Annotated in this window: 20 protein-coding genes and 1 riboswitch; of the genes, 4 read left to right on the top strand and 16 right to left on the bottom strand. The window is 65.6% G+C overall.

Annotation, left to right across the window (positions count from 1 at the left end; genetic code table 11):
• Nucleotides 1-255: 255 nt before the first annotated feature.
• The 10 genes from HMI57_RS12025 to HMI57_RS11980 form a co-directional block, all read right to left on the bottom strand.
• The gene (locus tag HMI57_RS12025; RefSeq protein ID WP_171586242.1) at nt 256-759 is read right to left on the bottom strand and encodes a CoA-binding protein; all 504 of its coding nucleotides are present in this window, start codon (nt 757-759) and stop codon (nt 256-258) included.
• Nucleotides 756-2090: an O-acetylhomoserine aminocarboxypropyltransferase/cysteine synthase family protein gene (locus HMI57_RS12020; protein ID WP_171586241.1), complete on the bottom strand. Its 1335-nt coding sequence runs from the start codon at nt 2088-2090 to the stop codon at nt 756-758. Before HMI57_RS12020 ends, HMI57_RS12025 begins: the two co-directional genes overlap by 4 nt.
• On the bottom strand, nt 2090-3247 hold the full coding sequence (sfnG, locus tag HMI57_RS12015; protein WP_171586240.1) for a dimethylsulfone monooxygenase SfnG: 1158 nt from the start codon (nt 3245-3247) through the stop codon (nt 2090-2092). Before sfnG ends, HMI57_RS12020 begins: the two co-directional genes overlap by 1 nt.
• 6 nt (nt 3248-3253) lie before the next feature.
• Nucleotides 3254-3358: riboswitch (SAM riboswitch) on the bottom strand.
• A 75-nt stretch (nt 3359-3433) separates the two neighbouring features.
• Nucleotides 3434-4129 carry a hypothetical protein gene (locus HMI57_RS12010; RefSeq protein WP_171586239.1) on the bottom strand — a complete coding sequence of 232 codons (696 nt, stop codon included), beginning with the start codon at nt 4127-4129 and terminating at the stop codon, nt 3434-3436.
• A gap of 67 nt (nt 4130-4196) precedes the next feature.
• Nucleotides 4197-6173 (bottom strand): acetate--CoA ligase, encoded by a 1977-nt coding sequence (gene acs / locus HMI57_RS12005; RefSeq protein WP_171586238.1) that lies wholly within the window; start codon nt 6171-6173, stop codon nt 4197-4199.
• Nucleotides 6164-7078 carry an ABC transporter permease gene (locus HMI57_RS12000; protein ID WP_171586237.1) on the bottom strand — a complete coding sequence of 305 codons (915 nt, stop codon included), beginning with the start codon at nt 7076-7078 and terminating at the stop codon, nt 6164-6166. Before HMI57_RS12000 ends, acs begins: the two co-directional genes overlap by 10 nt.
• A complete protein-coding gene (locus HMI57_RS11995) occupies nt 7075-8118 on the bottom strand; it encodes an aliphatic sulfonate ABC transporter substrate-binding protein (protein ID WP_171586236.1) in 1044 nt (347 codons plus the stop codon). The genes HMI57_RS12000 and HMI57_RS11995 overlap by 4 nt, the downstream gene beginning before the upstream one ends.
• 151 nt (nt 8119-8269) lie before the next feature.
• On the bottom strand, nt 8270-9082 hold the full coding sequence (locus tag HMI57_RS11990; protein ID WP_171586235.1) for an ABC transporter ATP-binding protein: 813 nt from the start codon (nt 9080-9082) through the stop codon (nt 8270-8272).
• A 210-nt stretch (nt 9083-9292) separates the two neighbouring features.
• Nucleotides 9293-9514 carry a hypothetical protein gene (locus tag HMI57_RS11985; RefSeq protein WP_171586234.1) on the bottom strand — a complete coding sequence of 74 codons (222 nt, stop codon included), beginning with the start codon at nt 9512-9514 and terminating at the stop codon, nt 9293-9295.
• The gene (locus HMI57_RS11980) at nt 9514-9693 is read right to left on the bottom strand and encodes a hypothetical protein (protein ID WP_171586107.1); all 180 of its coding nucleotides are present in this window, start codon (nt 9691-9693) and stop codon (nt 9514-9516) included. Before HMI57_RS11980 ends, HMI57_RS11985 begins: the two co-directional genes overlap by 1 nt.
• Before the next feature lie 81 nt (nt 9694-9774).
• Here HMI57_RS11980 and HMI57_RS11975 point away from each other — a divergent pair, with 81 nt between their 5' ends.
• Together HMI57_RS11975 and HMI57_RS11970 are read left to right on the top strand one after the other, a co-directional pair.
• A complete protein-coding gene (locus tag HMI57_RS11975; protein WP_171586233.1) occupies nt 9775-10785 on the top strand; it encodes a helix-turn-helix domain-containing protein in 1011 nt (336 codons plus the stop codon).
• Entirely contained in the window at nt 10782-11198 is a 417-nt protein-coding gene (locus HMI57_RS11970) for a CoA-binding protein (protein WP_171586232.1), read from the top strand. Before HMI57_RS11975 ends, HMI57_RS11970 begins: the two co-directional genes overlap by 4 nt.
• A 17-nt stretch (nt 11199-11215) precedes the next feature.
• On the opposite strand, the gene HMI57_RS11965 is transcribed toward HMI57_RS11970, so the two are convergent.
• Complete coding sequence (locus HMI57_RS11965; RefSeq protein ID WP_171586231.1) at nt 11216-12043, bottom strand: DUF1206 domain-containing protein; 828 nt, start codon at nt 12041-12043, stop codon at nt 11216-11218.
• A gap of 60 nt (nt 12044-12103) precedes the next feature.
• On the opposite strand from HMI57_RS11965, the gene HMI57_RS11960 reads away from it, so the two are divergent.
• Together HMI57_RS11960 and HMI57_RS11955 are read left to right on the top strand one after the other, a co-directional pair.
• The gene (locus tag HMI57_RS11960) at nt 12104-12499 is read left to right on the top strand and encodes an MmcQ/YjbR family DNA-binding protein (RefSeq protein WP_171586230.1); all 396 of its coding nucleotides are present in this window, start codon (nt 12104-12106) and stop codon (nt 12497-12499) included.
• Nucleotides 12486-13019, top strand: a complete 534-nt coding sequence (locus tag HMI57_RS11955; RefSeq protein WP_171586229.1) for a DUF1990 domain-containing protein — start codon at nt 12486-12488, stop codon at nt 13017-13019. Before HMI57_RS11960 ends, HMI57_RS11955 begins: the two co-directional genes overlap by 14 nt.
• Before the next feature lie 138 nt (nt 13020-13157).
• Here the strand turns inward: HMI57_RS11955 and purL are convergent, their stop codons facing one another.
• The 5 genes from purL to HMI57_RS11930 all read right to left on the bottom strand — a co-directional run bounded on the left by purL (nt 13158) and on the right by HMI57_RS11930 (nt 18266).
• Nucleotides 13158-15470 carry a phosphoribosylformylglycinamidine synthase subunit PurL gene (gene purL / locus HMI57_RS11950; protein ID WP_171586228.1) on the bottom strand — a complete coding sequence of 771 codons (2313 nt, stop codon included), beginning with the start codon at nt 15468-15470 and terminating at the stop codon, nt 13158-13160.
• Entirely contained in the window at nt 15471-16232 is a 762-nt protein-coding gene (purQ, locus tag HMI57_RS11945) for a phosphoribosylformylglycinamidine synthase subunit PurQ (RefSeq protein ID WP_318779094.1), read from the bottom strand.
• Entirely contained in the window at nt 16229-16501 is a 273-nt protein-coding gene (purS, locus tag HMI57_RS11940) for a phosphoribosylformylglycinamidine synthase subunit PurS (protein WP_171586227.1), read from the bottom strand. The genes purQ and purS overlap by 4 nt, the downstream gene beginning before the upstream one ends.
• Nucleotides 16502-16701: 200 nt before the next feature.
• The gene (locus HMI57_RS11935) at nt 16702-17262 is read right to left on the bottom strand and encodes a hypothetical protein (protein WP_171586226.1); all 561 of its coding nucleotides are present in this window, start codon (nt 17260-17262) and stop codon (nt 16702-16704) included.
• Nucleotides 17263-17339: 77 nt separating this feature from the next.
• Nucleotides 17340-18266 carry a 3-methyladenine DNA glycosylase gene (locus HMI57_RS11930; protein WP_171586267.1) on the bottom strand — a complete coding sequence of 309 codons (927 nt, stop codon included), beginning with the start codon at nt 18264-18266 and terminating at the stop codon, nt 17340-17342.
• Nucleotides 18267-18429 lie beyond the last annotated feature (163 nt).

Raw genomic sequence — 18429 nt, 5'->3', positions numbered from 1 at the left:
GGCATCACTCTGCGCCCTGAACTGCCGCTTGCGAAAAATGGGATTAGTACGCATGGTGATCTCCCTGTTTGCTGGTGTTAGCTGGGCACAGAGTCCCTCTTTCACCTTGGGAATATCTTTAACCAGCGTCGGCGCCATCGGCGAAGTCCCGCCACACATGAAAAAACTACCCTGAGGCAAAGGGTTTCCGTTGACAATCAGCGGGCCTTGGCCTCAGGGCAGTTTCTGTAGGAGTATTGCGGCGTTTTTGAAGCGCTAGGCGGTGACCTGGCGCTTCGAGGAGATCACGCCGGTGTTGAAGCCGGCGAGGTTCAGCCCGCCGTGGAACCGTGCGTGCTCGATCTTGATGCACCGGTCCATCACGACGTTCAGGCCAGCCTCCTCGGCGTCACGGGCAACCCCCTCATGCCAGGAGCCGAGCTGCAACCAGAGGGTCTTCGCTCCGACAGCCTTCGCTTCCTCAAGGACACCCGGCAGGTCGTCGTGCTTGCGGAACACGTCGACAATGTCGGGCACCTCCGGCAGATCCGCCAATGACGCGTAGACGGGCTGTCCCAAGATCTCTTTCGCCACCGGGTTCACGAAGTACAGCCGGTACGGCGACGACGACTGCAGGTAGGTCGCCACGAAGTAGGACGCTCGGGACGGCTTGTCCGACGCCCCGACGATGGCCACCGACTTGGCGTTGCGCAGCAGCGAGAGCCGCTCAGGGGCGGACGGGCCCTCCCAGGTGCGTGCCGTTTCCAGGTCAGCGCTCACGCCTTCACTCCCTCAACATTGGGGTTCAACTGGTCCTCAAGCTTCGGTGCCGTGGCAAGGTCCAGGGCCTGATCGAGGTCCCACAGGATGTCCTCCAGGTCCTCCAGCCCCACCGAGATGCGCACCAGGTCTTCAGGGATTCCGGCGGTGACCAGCTGCTCGGCGGAAAGCTGCTGATGCGTCGTCGACCCCGGGTGGATGACTAGTGTCCTGGCGTCCCCCACGTTCGCCAGGTGCGAGGCCAGCTGCAGCGACTCGATGAAGGTCTGCCCGGCAGTCCTGCCGCCCTTCACCCCGAAGCTGAACACCGAGCCGGGGCCCTGCGGAAGATACTTCGCCGCCCGCTCGAAGTGGCGGTGGGAGGGCAGTCCGGCGTAGTTCACGTACTCCACCCGCGGATCGTTCTCCAGCCACTCGGCGACCGCCTGCGCGTTCGAGAGGTGCTCGTCCATCCGCTGGGCCAGTGTCTCCACGCCCTGTAGCAGCTGGAAGGCGGACATGGGGGACAGGGACGGGCCGATGTCCCGGAGCTGCTCCGTGCGCAGCTTCGTCAGGAACCCGTACTCCCCGAAGTTCGCCCACCACTGGATGTTCCCGTAGGAGGGAACCGGTTCGGTCATGGTGGGGAACCTGCCATTGCCCCAGTTGAAGGTACCGGCCTCGACGATGACGCCGCCCAGGGTGGTCCCATGCCCGCCGATGAACTTCGTCGCCGAGTGGATCACTATGTCAGCGCCGTGTTCGATCGGGCGAATCAGGTAGGGAGTGCTCAGGGTGGAGTCGATGATCAGCGGCACTCCGGCGTCGTGGGCAATCTTCGCCAGGCCCTGGATGTCGGCCACTTCGCCCGACGGGTTGGCAATCACTTCGGCGTAGACCGCTTTCGTGTTGTCCTGGATGGCTGCCGCGTAGTCGGCGGGATCAGTGCCGGGGACGAAGGTGGTGTCGATACCGAACCGGCGCAGGGTCACGTCGAGTTGGGTGACCGTGCCCCCGTACAGCTGAGAAGCGGCGACGATATGGTCGCCCGCCTGGCACAGGGCGGCGAAGGTGATGAATTCAGCGCTCATGCCCGACGCCGTCGCGACCGCCCCGATGCCTCCCTCCAGGGACGCGATCCGCTCCTCGAAGGCGGCGACCGTGGGGTTACCGATCCGGGAGTAAATGTTGCCGTACTTTTGCAGCGCAAAGAGGTTGGCGGCGTCGGCCGTGTCCTTGAACACGAAGGAAGTCGTCTGGTAGATGGGGACGGCCCGGGCACCATGGGCCGAGTCGGGGGTGCCTCCTGCATGGAGGGCACGGGTACGGAATCCGAAGCTGCGGTCAGCCATTAGACACCTGCCTTAATATTCTCGGGAGTGACGTCGTCGATGATGAAATCCAGGCCCTCTTTACGGGCGAGGTCCGCTTCAAGCTCGCGGACAATGGGGAGGATGTCTTTGCCGAAGGCTTCGACCTCCTCCTGGAAGTGGAGGTAGCAGGTCAGCATGAGGTTGACGCCGATCTTCTTGTACTCGACGATCCGCTCGGCAACCTGCTCGGGGGTGCCGATCAGCTGGGTTTTGAAACCGTCGTTGTACTGGATCAGGTCCTCGAAGGAGGAATCCGCCCACATGCCCTTACCGTCCTTGGTGGAGGCACCTGCTTCCTGGACGGCGTCGCGGAACCCCTCGACCGCGGGCTTGTGCGCCTTGGCCACAATCTCCCGGAGGGTCTCGCGGGCTTCCTTCTCGGTGTCGCGGGCAATCACGAACCCGTTCAGCCCGAACCGTGGGTGCCGCCCAGCGTCGGCCGCGGAGGCCTGCACACCGGCGATGTTCTCCTTGAATCCTTCAAGGTCCTTGCCGTTGGAAAAGTACCAGTCGGCCACCCGGCCAGCGGTGGCCTGCGCGGCAGTGGAGTTCCCGCCGAAGAAGACCTCCGGATGCGGCCGTCCGGGAACGTCAACCGGTGGCGGGTTGAGGGTGAAATCGGTGATGTTGTAGTACTTTCCGGACTGGGAAAAGTTCTGCTCGGTCCAGAGGCCGCGGAGGATCCTGATGAACTCCTCGGTGCGGACGTACCTTTCGTCGTGCTCCAGCCAGGGGAGGCCGAAGCCGGTGAACTCGCTTTTCAACCAGCCCGACACAATGTTCACGGCCGCCCGGCCATTGGAAATGTGGTCAGCGGTGATGATGAACTTCGCGAGGACGCCGGGCTGCCACATGCCGGGGTGGACAGCGGCGATTACCTTCAGCTTCTCGGTCGCACCGAGCAGGGCCAGCGAGAACGACGTCGCCTCGTGCTGCTTGTCTGCCCCGTAGCTCGCAGCGTACCGGGTCTGCGAGAGGGCGTACTCGAAGCCGGCGTTCTCCGCGATGCGGGCCAGCTTCTTGTTGTACTCGAAGTCCCAGCTGGTGCGCTGCTCAATGGTGGAGACCACCAGGCCACCGCTCACATTGGGAACCCAGTACGCAAACTTCAGGGGTTGGGAAAGGTCAATAGCCATATTGGTCCTCCATCGTGCCTGGCATTAGCACCCTAATGTCACTGCCGTAGGCAGTGGCCAGGGTTGCTGCGGTGTCAATGAGCCAGATCTCTCAACCGCTCGGGATGGTCTCCACCAGTGTGACAGCACCATCACGGTGGACCAACATTGTTGCTCTCCGTTGCAGCGTTTGGCGGAATGCGGCTCTCACAGTTGGCGGCGCACGCCCGCCTCCCGGGCAATCCCTTCGACCTGCTCACCCATGTCGTCGGCCAGCGGTTTGGTGCCCGATCCGCGGCGGAGCAGCGGGAGGTGGAACGGCCCGCCGGCCTCCTCCGTCTCGAAGCCAATTGCCGCGTAGATCGCCAACGCGCCGAGGGCGAAACCAAAGATTCCGGCGGCGGTTTCCCAGCCGTCCGAGCCGGTCAGGTGCGCGACGCCGGTGATGGCGAACCGGAGGGCTGAACCAGCCAGCACCGCTGCGGCCACCAGTTTGCCCTTCGCGCCCAGGATCGGCGCCAGCATGGCCAGCGCCGCGGTAATCAGGAGTACCCCCAGCGCGGAAAGCGATGCGCCGTCCGGGGTGACAAGCATCGCCACCGCGATCAGCGCCCAGGTACCGGCGACCATGGCCATGCCCGTCCCGGCGATCGGATCGCGTGCACCGAAGCCGATCACCGAGGAAAACAGCTGCAGCGGCACCGTGAGCACCAGGATCCCCAGCGCAATAATCTGTTCCTCCCGGGCCGGGACGATCCCCAACTGGAGTGCGCTGACTCCGATGGTCGCCACTGCCAGCCCCATGAACGCCAGGGGGAGGGGCGTTCCGGTGGGCCGGAGCACGATCCGGGTCATTGCCAGCCGGTCCTCGCGCCGCTTCTGTTCATCCTGGTCAACGCTCATGGTCTTAACCCGATCACAGGCGCGGTATCACCGCCAAACGCTGGACCCGCCCGGTGGGATGTGTTGCTCACCTGTCCGGGCGGGCGGCGAGGACCGCCGCAATCCCGGGCACGCACCCCTCGTTCTGCAGCGACGTGGTGTCACCGAGTGCAGTGTTTTCGAACAGCTGGGTCAGGAGCCGCCGCATGATCTTGCCGGACCGGGTCTTGGGGACATCATCGACAACGACGACGGCGGCCGGTTTCGCGATCGGTCCGATCACGGCTGCTACGTGGTCCCGCAGCACCCGGCCCACGTCCTCCCCGGCAGCGGGATTTGTGCCCGCCGAGGGGGACAGGACCACGAACGCGGCGATGGCGTGTCCGGTCCGCGGGTCGGATACCGGGCAGACTCCTGCCTCGACCACCCACGGGTGGGCCACCAGGGCCGATTCAATCTCGATAGTCGACAGCCGGTGACCGGACACATTGAGCACGTCATCCACCCGCCCGAGGATCCAGGTGTCGCCGTCGTCGTCGTACCTCGCGCCGTCTCCGGCGAGGAACCAGCCCTGCGCAGCGAACTTCCGCCAGTAGGAGTCGAGGTAGCGCTGCGGGTCACCCCACACGGTCCGGGCCATCGCCGGGCCGGTGCGGTCCACCACGATCAGGCCCTGCTCACCGACGGGCACGGGGTGGCCGGCGTCGTCGACAATCCTGGTGCTGACTCCAGGGAGGGCGCGAGAGGCGCAACCCGGTTTGAACGAAGCGTCGGTCGGACGCGGGGAGAGGATGGTGGCGCCGGTCTCGGACTGCCACCAGGTGTCCACGACTGGTGCGGTGCCCGCTCCGAGGTGTTCCCTGAACCAGCGCCACGCTTCGGGGTTGGTGGCTTCGCCGACCGTGCCGAGCAACCGGATCGAGGACAGGTCGTAGCTGGCTGGGGCGCCGTCCGGGAACCAGCCCATCAGGGACCGGATCAGTGTGGGTGCCGTGTAGTAGCTGGTCACGCCGTAACGTTCGATGATCTCGAAGTGCCGGCCCGGGTGTGGAGTGTTGGGAGTGCCCTCGAAGATCACCTGGGTGGCGCCGTTGGAGAGTGGTCCGTAAATCTCATAGGTGTGGGCGGTGACCCAGGCCAGGTCGGCGGTGCACCAGTGGACATCACGCTCCCGCAACTCGGGGTCGGGATGGCTGAACAGGTACTCGAAACTCCAGGACGCCTGGGTGAGGTAGCCGCCGGACGTGTGGACCAGGCCCTTGGGCTTTCCTGTGGTCCCGGAGGTGTACATGATGAACAGGGGTGTCTCGGCGTCGAACGCCTCAGGGGTGTGCTCCGGGGAGGCGGAGTCGACCACGTCGTGCCACCACACGTCGCGCCCCTCGGTCCACTCGACGTCGTCGCCGGTGCGGCGGATCACCAGGACATGTTCGATGGTGTCTGATCCGGCCACGGCCTGGTCGGCGTTGGCCTTCACGGGTACAGCAGCCCCGCGACGGTACTGCCCGTCGGTGGTCACCAGGAGCTTGGCGCCGGTGTCCTCGACCCGGAACCGGAGCGCCTCGGCCGAAAAGCCGCCGAACACCAGCGAGTGGACCGCCCCGATCCGGGCGCACGCCAGGGTGATCACCACAGTTTCCACGAGAACCGGAAGATAGATCACCACCCGGTCGCCCTTGCCTATCCCCAGTGCGAGCAACGCGTTGGCGGCCCGCGACACCTCGTCCTGCAGGTCCGCGTAGGTGACGGTGCGCCGGTCGCCGGGTTCGCCCTCGAAGTGCAGGGCCACTTTGGCCCCCAATCCGGCTCTGACCTGCCGGTCCACACAGTTGTGGGCCACATTCAGGCGGCCACCAGCAAACCATTCGATCACCGGAACTGTCAGTTCGACGTCGTCACCGTCATCGTTCCCACCGGCAATACGCCCGGGAACCGGGCGGGCCGGAGCGAAGCTGTGCACGGTCGACCATTCGGTGGCCCAGTCGAGCCGGCGTGCCTGCCGGTCCCAGAAGTTCAGATGCTCTGCCTCGGTGAGCGGGTCGGCGTCCTGCAGGCTTACGCCCATCGTCGTACCGCCCACTTCTCGGCGATCCCCAGCAGGGCGTCGGTGGTCTTGCCGATGATGGCCAACAGGATGATGGCCAGGAAGATTCTGTCCACCCGTCCATTGTTCTGTGAATCGCTGAGCAGATAGCCGAGCCCCAGGGAAGAGGCAATCAGTTCCGCGGCGACCAGAAACAGCCACGCCTGGGCGAGGCCCAGACGCAGGCCCGAGAAGACGGCGGGGATCACGGCCGGGAGCTGCACAGTGGTCAGCAGCTTGAAGCCGCTGAGCCCGAACGCCCGGCCAGCTTCGACCAGGTTCCGGTCCACGTGGCGTAGCGCAATGTAGACGGTGGTGAACACGGGGAAGAAGGCGCCGATGAGGATCAGGGTGATCTTCGAATCTTCACCAATTTTCATCCACAGGATCAGCAGGGGCACCCAGGCCAGCGACGGGACGGCACGCAACGCCCCGATGGTCGGGGCCAACAGGGCATCGGCGATCCGGGACAACCCCACCAGTGAACCAATCACCAGTCCCAGGGCCGCACCGAAGGTGAAGCCCAGCAGTACCCGCTGTGTGGAAATCCCGATGTGCGTCCACAATTCACCACGTTGGATCAGTTCCACGGCGGCGTTGAAGACCGCCGCGGGTGGCGGGACCTGCACGGAGCTGAACAGGCCGGTGACCGAGTTCAGCTGCCAGACGGTGATGATCAGTGATGGCAGGATCAGCCCGAGGAGCAGACGCACCCAGCCACGCCGCAGCGGGCCGGTCTGGGACCATCCATGTGCCGGCCCACCCCGTTCGGGCGGCGGCTGGGTGGCGTCTGCCGTTGTCACGGTGGAGCCTGAGGCCTCTAAACCGGCCTTGCTCACTGCCGTAACACTGTTCCCGGTCACGTACGGGTTCCCCTGATGGGTCATGAGGAGGCCTCAATCGCCGCGGGGTCCGCATTGCGCACCAGGGAGTCATCAAAGAGGGTGTCCAGCGCTTCATCGACCTGTTCCTGGCTGGAGACGTCACCGGATTCGACGAATACCGGCCCGATCTTCTCCAGCACGGCGCGCTGTGCGTCCCCCGGGGCGGGGTCGACGCTCAGGTTGGTGCGGTCGATGATGACGGCGTTGGCGATCTCGACGTCGATCCCCGCCACTTCGGCGAGGATTTCCGCCGTCTCTTCGGGGTTCTCGATAGCCCATTCGCGGGCTTTCTCGTAGGCATTCACTACGGTCTGGGCCAGTTCGGGGGACTCCTCAAGGAACTCCTCCGTGGCGTTGAGGAACCCGTAGGTGTTGAAGTCGATGTCCCTGAAGAAGAGGGTGGCGCCGTCCTGCTCGGCGGACGCCATGATCGGGTCGAGTCCGGACCACGCATCGACCGATCCGTTGGCCAGCGCGGCGCGGCCATCGGCGTGCTGCAGGTTCTGCACCGTCACCTCGGAGGGATCGACCCCGCCAGCCTCGAGCGCCTGCAACAGGAAGAAGTACGGGTCCGTTCCCTTGGTGGCGGCGATCGACTTGCCGCGCAGGTCGCTGATTTCCTCGATACCCGAATCCGCGTTGGTGACCAGGGCGGCCCATTCCGGCTGGGAGTAGATGTCGATCGTCTTGATGGGTGAGCCGTTGGAGCGGGCGAGCAGAGCGGCCGATCCGGCGGTGGACCCGACGTCGATCGCCCCGGCACGTAGCGCCTCATTGGCCTTATTGGACCCGGCGGACTGGATCCAGTTGACGGTGACGTTCTCCTCCGCCAGCTCATCCTCTAGCCAGCCCTGTTCCTTGATGACCAGCGACAGAGGATTGTAGGTGGCGAAGTCGATGTTCAGCTCGCCGCCCGCCGGACCGGCGGTTCCGACGGCGTCCTCACCAGCCATGCACCCGGTCAGGGCGAAGGAGGCGACGACGGCGAGGGAGGCTGCGCCCAGTGCGCTGCGGCGGGGGAGGTGAGATGGCTGGCGGTTCATGGTGGTCCTTTGGTGAGACAAGTCCTGGGGGACGGGGTGGATGGGACTGTAAACAGATCGGTAATTCTGGGTGCGGCACGGGTGCCGGGGGTGCGCGAAACGGCGGCGCCGGGAGGCCGGGGGCCGCAGAGGAAAGCCAGGAAGGCGCGGCCTAGTGGCCGGTCACTCCGAGGGAGGCCAGCAGGGAGCTGCGCATTCGGCCGAGGTCAGCCGAGTTGCGGTCGCGGGGTCGGTCTCCCGGTACCGTGAGGACCTCGGTGATAGTGGCACCGGGTTGATCCCCGTCGGAACCCAGGACGACAATCCGGTCGGCCAGTTGCAGCGCCTCATCGACGTCGTGGGTGACCAGCAATACCGTGGTCGGCTGGGCCTTATGGATGTCGAGCAGGAGGTCCTGCATCTTGATCCGGGTGAGAGCGTCCAGGGCGCCGAACGGTTCGTCGAGGAGGAGGACCCCTGGGTTACGGGCCAGCGCCCGGGCCAGGGAGGCCCGCTGAGCCATTCCGCCGGAGACTTCCCGCGGGCGGTGCTTGGCGAACTGGTCGAGCTCCACCAGCTGCAGGAGCTCGGCGACTTTGGCCTTGCCCTCGCTGGCGCTCGATGCTTTGGGTAGACCGATCGCCACATTGGCCTGAAGGGTGTGCCATGGCAGCAGGCGTGGCTCCTGGAAAGCGACCGCGCAGCGTTCGTCAATGCCGCGGACCTCGGTACCGTCGATCACCACTGAACCGGCGTTGAGGGCGTCCAGGCCTGCTGCGGCCCGCAGGAGGGTGGATTTCCCGCACCCGCTGGGCCCGAGAATGGCAAGGACTTCCCCCGCTGCGACGTCGAAGTTGATGTCCCGGAGGACGGTGCGCCGGTCAGCGGGGGGTCCGAAACTGCGGCCGAGGCCGGTGAACCTCACGTTGAGCGCCTGCTTGGCGGACACGGCGGAACGGGACTTAGGTGTTGCCAGAACGGTCATAGGATTAACTCCATCGATCCTGGCGGTAGCACCCTAATGTCACCGGATTACTTCTGCACTGCTGCTCTGCAAAAGGTCAGCCGGATGGCCAGGGTTGCTGCGGCTTCATCGATCCAGGTCTCTCGGCCGCTCGGGATGGTCAAGCACCACTAAACTCCTGTGCAGGGGTTCACCGCAAGTGTTGACGTAACATTCCGACTGATTGGCAGGCTAGTTCCGCCCGGCGGCGGCCCGCTGCCACCGGTTGATGTCTTCCAGTGCCCGGTCCACGGGGGTGTGCATGGAACAGACGGCCAATCCGCGCCAAACATTCGTTGCGAGTCCCCGGATTCCCCAGGACCGGACCGGCAGACGCTCGGCGGCTGGCATGCTCATCCTGCCGATGTAGGCAAACAGGGCTATCGTGCTGCCGACAATAATGAGAAGGGCCATCAGTGATCTCCCGGTTCCAGCATGTTGCGGTATCCGGTGCTGGGAAGGTAGTCCCCGGCCCAGGGTGCCTCTGACCGGACGGTTGGCGCGTGTCCGGCGCCGTCCCGTAGCACGGCCCGGAAGACCTGTACTGCGGCACCGAATACTGCTATCAAAGCGAGGGCTGCAATTAGTTCCATACCTCGATGGTCTGCCGATTGAACCGAAGAAAACAGTGGCTGAAAAGACCCTAATCGATAATTTTCTGCCATACTGGATGCATGCTGAAGAACGTGGCAGCGGTGGTCCTTCCAGGGGTGACACCCTTCGAGTTTGGCGTGGTGTGCGAGGTCTTCGGCGAAGACCGCACCGCTGACGGCGTGCCACCCTTTGACTTTCGAATCTGTGCCGAATCCCCTGGAATGGTGCCGACCAGCCTCGGCTTCGCCATGGAGGTTGGGGAAGGCCTCGGCCCGGTCGAAGTAGCGGATCTGGTGGTGGTCTGTCCGTACGACGGCGGTTCGCCCGTTCCGCCGGCCGTCATCAGCGCGCTGCGGCAGGCAAACGAAAGAGGCGCCTGGATCCTGTCGGTCTGCAGTGGTGCCTTCCTCCTGGCGGAGGCGGGCCTGCTCGACGGGCGGCGTGCAGCGACCCACTGGAAGCACTCCCAAAGACTCGCCCAGAGCTATCCGGACGTGATCGTCGATGAGGATGTGCTCTACGTCCATGACGGCAACATCATCACCAGCGCCGGATCAGCCGCCGGGGTGGATGCGTGTCTGCACCTGGTGCGTACCGAGTTGGGCAGCAAGGCCGCCAATACGATTGCCCGGGGAATGGTGGTCCCGCCCCACCGTGACGGTGGACAGGCGCAGTATATCGAGCGGCCCTTCCCGGCCGTCAGGTCCGACACGATGGAGCACCTGTTGGTCTGGCTGGCCGATCACCTGGAACAGGACTTACCTGTGAGCGCGCTCGCCGCCCGAATGCACATGTCGGAGCGCACCTTCGCCCGGAGATTCCGGGCCGAAACGGGTGCCACTCCTGCTGCCTGGGTAAATTCCCAACGGCTATTGCGCGCACAGGCGCTCCTGGAGGATACCGAGTTGAGCATTGACGCCGTGGCCACCAAATCCGGGTTCGGGCAGTCGGTCCTGTTGCGCCACCATTTCCACCGGGCCCTGGGGATCAGCCCTGCGGGTTACCGCAGAACCTTCAGAGGCAAGCGCGTCCCTCAGGCAGCCGTCTCAACCTCAGCCCGACAGATTACAGCGAAAGGCAAAACACCGTGACCCACACCAACGATCCCCAAGTGGTCCGCGAACTCCTCACTACGCCCGGCCGGTGGGCGGTGGTGGGGCTCTCCAACAACCCCCGGCGGGCAGCGGTCGGCGTCTCCCGGTTCCTGATTGACCACCTCGGAATGGAAGTGATCCCGGTCAGCCTCAAGGGCGACGACGTGCATGGCCGCAAGGGGTACCAGCGGCTTGCAGACATCCCCGGAGCGATCGACGTCGTCGACTGTTTTGTGAACTCGTCAAAGGTCGGAGCGGTGGTGGATCAAGCCATCGAGGTGGGTGCGAAGGCCGTGTGGCTGCAGCTCGGGGTCATCGACGAGGCGGCGGCGGAACGGGCCAAGGCGGCAGGACTCGACGTCGTCATGAATACCTGCCCGGCCATCGAGGCGCCGGGGCTGGGGCTCTAACTGATGCGGTGGTCCCGCTACATCCTCTGGTAGCGGGACCTGATCACCATGAACACGCCGTAAGCAATCAGGCCCAGCGCCACGGCGCCGAGGATCCAGGCGCCGTACGGCTGATCCTGCAGGGACTTCAGCGCGCCATCCAGGCCGGTCGATTCTTCAGGATTGTTGTTGATGGTCGCGACAATGAAGAGCAATCCCAGGACAAGCAGTGCCACGCCCTTGGCCACATACCCCGCCATTCCCAGGCGGACGATCGCCTGTCCGGCGCCCTTGCCCGGCAGGCTCCTCAGGTTCTCCTTGAATTTTTTGGTGACCCCGCTGTAAACGAAGTAGCCGCCCACCACCATGACCCCGGCACCGACCGCCATCAGCAGGACCGAACCTGCTGGGTTGGACATGAGGCTGGCGCTGACGCTCTGGGTGCTCTCGCTGCTGTCGCTGCTGCCGCCGGCCGCGTACCTGGCGAAGGTCCCGCCGATCACGCCGTAGGTCACCGCCTTGCCGCCGTTCTTGGCGCGGAACTTCAGCTTGTCGGAATCCTTCAGACCGCGTGCGCCAAAAAATACCTCGCTAAGCATGAACAGTGCCAGGGCGATGGACCCGATGGCACACGCCCACAGGAGGAGCGATCCGCCGGGGCCTTCACCCAGGGCGCTGATCGCTCCGCTCTGGTCGGCGCTCCCCGAGCCACCCATTGCCACCCGAAGAGCGATGACGCCGATCAGGATGTGCAGGAGCCCTGCGGCGATGTAGCCGGCCCTGGCCAGGACCTCAAAGGTTTTGGAGTCCGAGACGTCTTCCGCGGTGTCCTTCGCCTTGCCGGCCTGGCGTTTTGCCTCGCCCATGGTGTGCTCCTGCGGTTGGTTTTCTCCTATCCTGCCATTGATTGCCGGTACGCTCAGCGAATGGACGCCGATGAGCTGCGACAGTTTTGCCTGGGCCTACCAGGAACCTTCGAGGACTTTCCGTTTGGACCGGTCGTCTCGGTGTTCAAAGTCTCCGCGGCGGGCGGTACCGCGAAAATGTTTGCGTTGTCTGACCTGTCGGATCCCGACCTGTCGGTCAGCCTCAAATGTGAGCCCCTGATCGCTGAAGCGCTGAGGGCGGCGCATCCCGAGATCGTGGGCGCCTACCACCTGAACAAGACCCACTGGAATGGCGTCTCGTGCACCGGTGAGCTGTCGGCCGTGATGATCCGCGAGATGATTGAGGATTCGTACGACCTGGTGGTGGCATCCCTGCCGCTACGGGACCGCATAATGCTCGGCTGGAGCAGATGGGCAGCAGATGACGACTCCTGATTTCACCTATGAACCCCAGGGCCTGAGCCAACGCGGAGAGTCACCTGCCGGCTACCGCACGGTCAGCCGGCGGGTCCGGGTCGGGAACGGACATGCCGCCTACGCCCGGCTCGCCGAGGGGATCCTGTCCTGGGAACTGCACAGGGGGGCCGGGTTGAGGGTCTCCCCGGGGCAGGGCCGGGCCGTCGTCGGCCGTGAGGTGGTGCCAGCGTTTGGGATCGGTCCGGTGCGGTTGCCCGCTCCGTGCCGCGTGGTGTGGGTCGAGGATCCGGTCGACAACGACAACGACGGCGGACCGCAGCGCGCCGGGTTTGGGTACGGCACGCTGCCGGGTCACCCGGAACGGGGTGAGGAGGCGTTCATCGCCGTACTCGACTCGGATGGTGCAGTCTATTTCGAGGTGTTTGCCTTCAGCCGGCATGCCAACTGGTTCTTCACGCTCGGCGCCCCGGTGGCCCGCTTCTTCCAGGAGCTGGTCACCCGCCGGTACCTGTCCACGGCGCAGCGCCTCGCCGGTTAGTTCCTCACCCTGAAGGTGCCGGCCCGTGCAGGTTTCCCCACCTTCTGACCCCAACTCCGCGTGTCGCAGTGCAACACGCGGAGTTTCTGGGGATTCCGGACGACAAGGTGGGGAAACCTGCACGGTCACCCGGCCGGGTTAGGCGAAGTGCTCCGGCAGGGTCGCCTCGTGGGCTTTCCGTAGTTCCTCCAGCGGCAGGGTGAAGTGGCCCTGCACGTCCAGGGCGCCGTTCTCTACGTCAACCACACCGATCCGCAGGTGCGGGTAGTTGCGCGCCGTGCACATGTCGTTGAACCGCACCTCTTCGGAGCGGGCGACGCTGACGACGGCGCGACCCTGGCTCTCGGAGAACAGGGCAGTGAACGGGTCGATCCCGTCGCGCTCGCACAGTTCATCGATCCCAATCCGCGCGCCGACGCCGAAGCGCAGCGCCGCCTCGGAGAGTGCAGCCGCGAGGCCACCCTCGGAGAGGTCGTGGGCGGCGTCGATCATGCCGTCCCGGGATGCATTGATCAGGATCGCGGCCAGGGTCTTCTCGGCGGTCAGGTCGGCGGCCGGTGGCTGCCCACCAAGGTGCCCGCGCAGGTTGGCCCACTCCGAGCCGTCCAGCTCGTCCCGGGTGGTGCCCAGCAGGTAGATGGCTTGTCCGTCGTCGCGCCAGCCCGAGGGGGTGCGGCGGGCGACGTCGTCGAACACGCCGAGCACACCGACCACGGGGGTCGGGTGGATGGGCACACCACCCGTCTGGTTGTACAGCGACACGTTGCCGCCGGTAACCGGGACGCCGAGCTCCTGGCAGGCGTCGGCCAGGCCACGCACGGTCTCGGCGAACTGCCACATCACCTCGGGGTCCTCGGGGGAGCCGAAGTTCAGGCAATCGGTGACTGCCAGCGGCTTCGCGCCGGTGGTGGCAACGTTGCGGTAGGCCTCGGCGAGGGCCAGCCGGGCACCCTCGTAGGGGTTGAGGTAGGAGTAGCGGCCATTCGCGTCAGTGGAGATGGCAACGCCGAGACCGGTTTCCTCATCCACGCGGACCACGCCAGCGTCGTCGGGCATGGCGAGGGCGGTGTTGCCCTGCACAAACCTGTCGTACTGGTTGGTGATCCAGTCCTTGGAGCACATGTTCGGCGAAGCCATTAGCTCAAGGACAGCGGCGCGGAGGGCGTTGCCGTCGGCTGGCCGGTCGCCGTCGAAGGTGTTCTCCTGCAGAGCGTCGAGCCACTCGGGACGGTGGAACGGCCGGTGGTAGACGGGTCCGTCGTGTGCGACGGTGCGAGGGTCGACGTCGACAATCTTCTCGCCGTCCCACTCGATGATGAGCCGGCCCGTGTCGGTGACCTCACCCAGCCACGAGTATTCGACGTTCCACTTGTCCATAATCGCTTCGAACGCGGCGGCGTTGGCCGGGGTGACCACGGCCATCATGCGTTCCTGCGACTCGGACATCAGGATCTCGCCGGGGGTCAGCGACGGATCGCGGAGCAGCACGTCGGTCAGCTCGACGTGCATGCCGCCGTCGCCGTTGGACGCCAGCTCGGAGGTGGCGCAGGAGATTCCGGCGGCACCCAGGTCCTGGATACCTTCCACGACCGAGGCCTTGAACAGCTCGAGGCAGCACTCAATGAGGACCTTCTCGGCAAACGGATCGCCCACCTGGACGGCGGGACGCTTGGACGGCTTGTCGGCGTCGAAGGACTCGGAGGCCAGCACCGAGGCGCCGCCAATGCCGTCGCCACCGGTGCGGGCTCCGAAGAGCACCACCTTGTTGCCGACGCCGGAGGCGTTGGCAAGGCGGATGTCCTCGTGGCGCAGGACGCCGACGGCGAGTGCGTTGACCAGCGGGTTGCCCTGGTAGACGGAGTCGAACACCACTTCGCCGCCGATGTTGGGAAGGCCCAGCGAGTTGCCGTAGCCGCCGATGCCGGAGACGATCCCGTGCACCAGCCGCGGGGTGTCCGGGTGGTCGATGGCGCCGAAGCGGAGCGGATCCATGATCGCCACCGGGCGGGCGCCCATCGAGATGATGTCGCGGACGATGCCGCCGACGCCGGTCGCAGCGCCCTGGTACGGTTCCACGAAGGAGGGGTGGTTGTGGGACTCCACCTTGAACGTGACCGCCCAGCCGTCCCCGATGTCGACGACGCCGGCATTTTCGCCGATGCCCACCAGAAGGTGTTCCTTCATGGCGTCGGTGACTTTGTCGCCGAACTGCGCCAGGTGCACCTTCGAGGACTTGTAGGAGCAGTGTTCGCTCCACATCACCGAGTACATGGCCAACTCGGCGGCGGTAGGGCGGCGTCCCAGGATCTCGACGACCCGGTCGAACTCGTTTTCCTTCAGGCCGAGGGCGGCCCAGGGCAGTTCGACGTCGGGGGTCTCAGCGGCGTTGGCCACGGTGTCGATGTTGAACTTGCGGGCCTCGGTGGGCGCGGAGGAGCTATTGATCGTCACTTACTTAACCAGCTTCTTCAGTACAGAGGTGAATATTCCGAGCCCGTCGGTGCCGCCGCGGACACCGACTAACCCTGCGGCGGAGGAATCCGGGCCAAAACCCGCCTCGACCGCGTGCTCGGGGTGCGGCATCAGGCCCACCACGTTGCCTGCGGCGTTGGAGATTCCGGCAATGTCGCGGCGTGATCCGTTGGGGTTGGCGCCGACGTAGCGGAATACCACCCGGCCCTCACCCTCCAACTCGTCGAGGGTGCGCTCGTCGGCGACGAACTGTCCATCCTGGTTCTTCAGGGGGACCACAATCTCGTCTCCGGCGGCGTAGGAGGCGGTCCACGCCGTGTCGGCGTTCTCCACCCGGAGGCGCTGGTCACGGCACAGGAAGTGCAGGTGGTTGTTCTTGATCATCGAACCGGGCAACAGGTGGGCTTCGGTGAGGACCTGGAACCCGTTGCAGATGCCCAGGACGGGCAACGCCCGCTCGCCGCCGGACGCGGCAGCGGTGATCTGCTCCATCAGCGGCGCGAAACGCGAGATGGCGCCGGCGCGCAGGTAATCGCCATAGGAGAACCCACCGGGGACGACGACGGCGTCCACATCCTGCAGGTCGTGGTCCCCGTGCCAGAGGGGAACGGCGGTGCCGCCGGCGAGGCGGACTGCCCGTGCGGCGTCGCGGTCATCGAGCGAGCCCGGGAAGGTGACAATGCCGACCCGGACGGAGTCCAGGGCCGGAGCATCGAACGGTGCGTCGGTTTCCAGGGTCACTGCTGGCCCTCGGCGGTGTCGTCGGCGAGGACCTCCACACGGGTGACGTCCTCAATGACCGGGTTCGACAGCAGGGTGCTGGCAGCGGTTCGTGCCTGTTCCAGCAATTCTTCGGTGACCTCCCCGTCAACGGTGAGTTCGAAACGCTTGCCCTGCCGGACTCCGGAGAAACCGGTAAAGCCCAGCCGGGGCAGTGCGCCGGCAATGGCCTTGCCCTGCGGGTCAAGGATCTCGGGTTTGGGCATGACGTCGACAACTATCCGGGGCATCCGGTAACTCCTGGGCTCAAGGTGCGTTAAATGCAGTGGCTTCGGAGGTGCCGTCTCACGCTGAGAAGAGTGGTGAATCCAGCGCTCCGCGAGCTTGCGCTTCCAGTCTAACGGCGATCGCCCGTCACCCGTCATTCGCCGGCACCAGGGCGTGCGGCGCCCCGTTGCTACCGGGCTGCCACCGGACTGTTACTGGACTGTTACTGGACGCCGCCGGAGGTTCCGAGCAGCGGCTCGAACATGGCCCACCGGTCGATGGAGCACCCATTGTCACGGGAGAAGGAGGCGTCCACCGCATTCCCGTTAAGGGTGCCGGTCACGACTGCGGTCTCCGGCCCGCCGTACAGCTGGGTGCACATTGCCCCGGCAGCAGGCTCGTCCATGATCAGGTCACCGTTCGTCGCCAGCACGTCGCAGGCAGCCGACGGATCCGGGAGGGCAGAGTCCCCGACCGGCTCGCCAGCCTCGCACGCGAGTTCGTAGGTGACCGGTTCGGCGCCCTCCCCGGCGGTAAGGACGATCGAGAGTTGGGCATCGGCGGCAGCATTACCAGTGGCTGTGTCCGAGGGATCCGGCGTGGGCTGGCCGGAGGGGGCGGGCGTTTCGCTTTGGGTGGTGGCGGTCGGGGAACCGGTCGCGGTGCCCGGTGCCGTGCCGCCGCTCTCCGCGCCACACCCGGCGAGCACCAGCAGTACCAGGCCGGAACCCACCAGGAAACTGCTGCGTGAGAGCTGTCGACGTGTCAGGCGGTCGCTGATCATTGAAACTCCTTCACCAGCCGACGGCGACGCTGCCGCGGCTATCGGATGCTGCTCTGAAACTGGAAGCGTTCCTTCACCTAGCTCAACGCTGACTCGTTTGTTGCCAGTTCCACGTTTTCCAAAGCGGTACCCAATCGTTGCCGAAGCACCTGGGACTCTTCGGAAAAACCGCGCTGGAGCCGGGCGTACTCGGCACGTCCCTCAGGCGTTTCAATACGGATCGGCGCGTACCCCCAGGCTCCCAGGTCATACGGCGAAGCTCGCATGTCCATCGCACGGATCCGCCAGGCCAGTTCAAAGCAGTCCATCACCAGGTCGCTGGGAAGCAGGGGAGTGAGCTTGTACGCCCACTTGTACAGGTCCATGTTGGCGTGAAGGCAGCCGGGCTGTTCCAGGTCGCGCTGCGTCTCGCGGGTGGGCTGAAGCGTATTGAGGGGTGTCGCCTGCGGGGTGTAGAAGCGGAACGCATCGAAGTGGGTGCACGTGATTCTGCTGTCCTCCACCAGCTGGTCGGTACCAGCAGCACCCAGCCTCAGTTCAAGGTACTCATGGCGGATGCCGTTCATCTGCGACCGGTAGGCCATGGCCCACTCGTGCAACCCAAAGCAACCGAGCTGGGCCCGCCTGGCCTGGGTGCGACGGACGATGATCGCAGCGAAGTCCAGCGCCTCGGCCCGGTCTCGTCGGAACCCCTCGACATCCCCGGTGACGGCGTCGACGTCGTCGGGCAGGGCGAGGGCTGAGCGCTCCGCGGAAGTGATCAGTCGGTAGTGCTTCCAGCTGGCCCGCTCGGCGGCCTCGGGTCCGATCAGGACGACGCCGGCGCCCGGGTGCCAGCGTGCCAGCGGGCCCGGTTTCTGGGTGTAGTAGGTGAACAGGAAGTCCTCCACCGGGTGCTTCTTCCCCGCCGCGCGCCGCTCCAGGTAGGGCCGGGCAAACGGCTCCACCCGGTCCCGGTGTGCTGCCGCGGCAGCCAGCCAGTCCCCACGCTGGAGCACCGTCAAGGTGGGAGCGCGGGTGGGCGCCGTCGCGCTGATGGGTGGACTGATCACCCACCCAGTGTCTCACCGCGGCCTCGCATGGGTCCAAGGAGGCCACAGGAAGTGGGACGCGCTCCCGGGGGATCAATCGGGAGGACAATGGGAAGGACGGCACCACTTTGCCGAT

Origin of the sequence: Arthrobacter sp. 260, from assembly GCF_013116745.1 — a bacterium.
Classification (GTDB): Bacteria; Actinomycetota; Actinomycetes; order Actinomycetales; family Micrococcaceae; genus Arthrobacter_D.
The sequence above is the reverse complement of the archived record's forward strand: the minus strand, read 5'-3'. Positions and strand labels throughout refer to the sequence as shown.